The 2,917-nt window shown below is 65.5% G+C and carries 4 protein-coding genes; 1 reads left to right on the top strand and 3 read right to left on the bottom strand.

What is annotated here, in order from left to right; translation table 11 throughout:
• Positions 1-127 precede the first annotated feature (127 nt).
• Both FMQ63_RS38305 and FMQ63_RS38520 read right to left on the bottom strand, forming a co-directional pair.
• Complete coding sequence (locus FMQ63_RS38305; protein WP_011556227.1) at positions 128-859, bottom strand: hypothetical protein; 732 nt, start codon at positions 857-859, stop codon at positions 128-130.
• Between the two features lie 27 nt (positions 860-886).
• On the bottom strand, positions 887-1,015 hold the full coding sequence (locus FMQ63_RS38520) for a hypothetical protein (protein WP_011556226.1): 129 nt from the start codon (positions 1,013-1,015) through the stop codon (positions 887-889).
• A 395-nt stretch (positions 1,016-1,410) separates the two neighbouring features.
• Between FMQ63_RS38520 and FMQ63_RS36940 the strand changes: the two genes are divergently transcribed.
• Positions 1,411-2,367 carry a DNA alkylation repair protein gene (locus tag FMQ63_RS36940; RefSeq protein WP_225909534.1) on the top strand — a complete coding sequence of 319 codons (957 nt, stop codon included), beginning with the start codon at positions 1,411-1,413 and terminating at the stop codon, positions 2,365-2,367.
• Between the two features lie 165 nt (positions 2,368-2,532).
• On the opposite strand, the gene FMQ63_RS36935 is transcribed toward FMQ63_RS36940, so the two are convergent.
• Positions 2,533-2,679: a hypothetical protein gene (locus FMQ63_RS36935; RefSeq protein WP_194866460.1), complete on the bottom strand. Its 147-nt coding sequence runs from the start codon at positions 2,677-2,679 to the stop codon at positions 2,533-2,535.
• Between the last annotated feature and the right edge of the window lie 238 nt (positions 2,680-2,917).

The raw sequence follows: 2,917 nt of genomic DNA, 5'->3' as shown, positions 1-2,917 counted from the left end.
GCGGCGTTCATGAAGGAGTCCATACCTGCTTCATGAGTGGGGCGGATGGCGGCCAATGCAATGAGGGCCTGCCCGCCCAGCCCTCCGTCGCCCACTCTCCCTTCTGCCTACCCCTGACGCAGTAGTGTTAGAATGGGGACTTCCGCAGGTCCGTGTTGTCTTCAAGGAGCATCTGGAATCGCTCCAGCTCCTTGGGACACTGCATGCCCACGCGAAGGTTGAAGTGGGGGCTATCAGGAGGGCGGTACAGTCGTGCTGCGGCCCCCTCCCGCTCGAAGAGTAGGCTGTAGCGGGGATAGGGGAGCCGGGTGAAGCCCATCTTCTCGATGAGACGCGCGAGGTCCTCGGCGCTGGGAGTCGAGTGCCCCTCCCTACGCATATAGCTGGCTTGATGAGGGAGGGTGGGCAGGTGGACGTGCTCCATGGCGCAGAGGAAGAGCAGCTCCCGGAAGCTGATGGCCTCCCGGTGCAGCTTTGTCTTCCATGCGTCCGCACCAAAGGGCATGCGCGCGACCTGACAGTCTCCTTCTTCGGAAGGGGACTCCAGATCGAGCCAGTAATGATGGGGGGCCAGCGGGTCGGGGTCTCCGAAGATGAAGAGAAAACGCCTGGGGGGCAGCTCTCCCTTGGGCGCGACCCGATAGAGTTCGGCGACATCGAGGATGGGGTCGAAGGAGCGCACATGGGCCAGGAGCGGCCCTCCACGCGAACCGAAGACCTCGGCGAAGAGACGGTAGACGGCTGGGAGCGGACGACCGAAGACGTCCTCCAATTCATCCACGATAAAGTCTGGGTAGCCTTCGATTTGACCGCTGGAGCCGGGAGCGTAGCGCCCGAGCAGTGCAAGTAGTTCATCCATGGTTCAGGCGCATTCCTTGCCGTTGTCTCACAGCATTTCGGAGGGCAGGACCTGGAATTCCCTGCAGGAGGGAACGGATTCTTCATGGCTGAACGCCTGCTTGACCTTGCGGGGCTCCGCGTCGCCCTCATCTTTGCGGCTGTCCTCCACGCTCACGGTGAAGTTTCCCCGGTTCCGCAGCCCCGCCTCGCCGCCGCCTTTACCAGCCGCTCGTACTCCTGCGGCTCGTAGAACTCCAGGTGGTGGGGGCCACCTCCAACAGTTCGATGGTGGCGGGCATCTGCTCGATATCTCGTACTCCTATACGAGGATCGAGTGCCTGAGGGCGGAGAACAGTTCCAGGAAGGAGAAAGACCAATCGCATGGGTGGCGATTGGCGACCCCGAACCTCGCCAGGGCGCCTGTCCGTCCTTCGCTTCCGCCTTGAGTGGCGACAGCGGCGGGGGGGCTCGCTCGCCAGGATGATTTCCCGGCGGTGGGCCTCTACACGCGCTGGGTACGCGCGCCTGGTGGCATCGTTTCGGTTCCCGTGGCTACGGTGCCACATCCGGATGGCCGCACCCTCGCTTCCGAAGCTGCGCGGTGGCAGCGAGCGGAAGTGGTTCTCGACCGAGGGCGCCTGTGGTGCCACCCTTCCGGCCGCTCTCAAGCCACCGCCCGTCGAGGTGTTGCCCATGCCGAAAACAATGTCGCTGTCCCAGGTGATGAAGCTGCTCGAGGGCCATGGTGACGAGAAGGTGCGCCAGCGCTACGTGCGCGACGGGGTGGTCGACAATGTCTTCGGTGTGCTGCTCGGAAAAATCCGTGGCCTGGCAGCGACGTTGGGGACGAACCACGGGCTCGGACTGGAGCTGTGGGGGACCGGCAATCACGATGCGCGCATCCTCGCGTGCATGCTCCTCGACCCCGCGGCGCTCACTGAGAAGGAGGCACGCGGGCTCCTCGAGCCACTCTCGAACCCGACTCTGGTCGACGAACTCGTCGGTCGCGTGCTTGTACATGCGCCCGTCGCCCCGAAGCTTCAGGAGAAGTGGATGGACGGCAGCAAGGAGCTCCCTCGCCGCGCCGGATGGAAGCTTCTTGCTGGGCGCATTGCGAGAGGCCTTGAGAAGGAACTCGACGTAGGCGCGACGCTCGAGCGCATCGAGCGTGAGCTTCCGGATGCACCATACCGGGTGAAGGAGGGCATCAACTTCTGCCTGGTCTGGATCGGCCTCCACCTGCCCGCGTACACCTCGGAGGCCATCGCCATCGGCGAGCGCCTCGGTCGCTGGGACCCGCGACCGATTCCGAAGGGATGCACTTCGAGCTACGCACCGGATTGGATCTCCGCGGCGCTCGCGTTGCGGAAAGGCGAGAAGACCGAAGCCCGAAAAGCGATGGAGGCGGCCGCAAAGGCGAAGGCACCGCGCGGCGAAGGGAAGCCGGCAGTCGCGAAGGCGAAGGTCGCTTCGGCTAGGAAGAAGAGCACCGCGAAGAAGCCCTCCGCCAGAACGCGGGCGCGCTGACGTCCCTGGCCGCCTTGCTTGAGGAGGGCGGCAGAGAGTTGTGGGGCGTGGCTGCGCCAGGCTCGGCACAACGCCTGCTTCACCCGGAGCGCGGCGCTTGGGGATTGCGCCCGCTCGGCGAAGAGGTCGGCATGGGCGGCGAGCGCCTCACCGCCCTCGGAGCCCTCAGTCCTCGCGAAGGTGAGCCGGGTGGCCAGCGCGCTCACGCCCACGCGGCTTTTCCGTCCGCGCGATGCGCAGTCGCGGCAGGGCCTGCACGGTGGGCGTGGCCTTGGCGAAGTCCACGAAGCCCAGCTCCACCTGGCCGCGCACGGCGCCGTCCTGGTTGATCCACAACCCGAAGCGGCTCTGCCTCAGCTGGAGGCTGAAGCGCTCCTGGTCCGGCTTCGTAGCGAGCGCGTGATTGCCCGCCGCTACTACGGCTGCGTATTCCGGTCATGGTGAGCACTCGTTCCGGCTCAAGCCGAGCAGCGATTCCGGCTGATGGCGAGCGGTCGGAGCGTCAGCGACGCTGGGTGGTTCATCCCTTGGCCTGCTTGCGGCCCTTCGT

Origin of the sequence: Myxococcus sp. CA005 (assembly GCF_006518205.1) — a bacterium.
In the GTDB taxonomy this organism is placed as follows: Bacteria; Myxococcota; Myxococcia; order Myxococcales; family Myxococcaceae; genus Myxococcus; species Myxococcus xanthus.
This window is presented reverse-complemented; position numbering and strand designations above follow the sequence as displayed.

Excerpts from the sequence above, each read along its gene's own strand:
- FMQ63_RS38305 (WP_011556227.1), bottom strand. The coding sequence starts at position 859 with ATGGATGAACTACTTGCACTGCTCGGGCGCTACGCTCCCGGCTCCAGC.
- FMQ63_RS36940 (WP_225909534.1), top strand. The coding sequence starts at position 1,411 with ATGGCCGCACCCTCGCTTCCGAAGCTGCGCGGTGGCAGCGAGCGGAAG.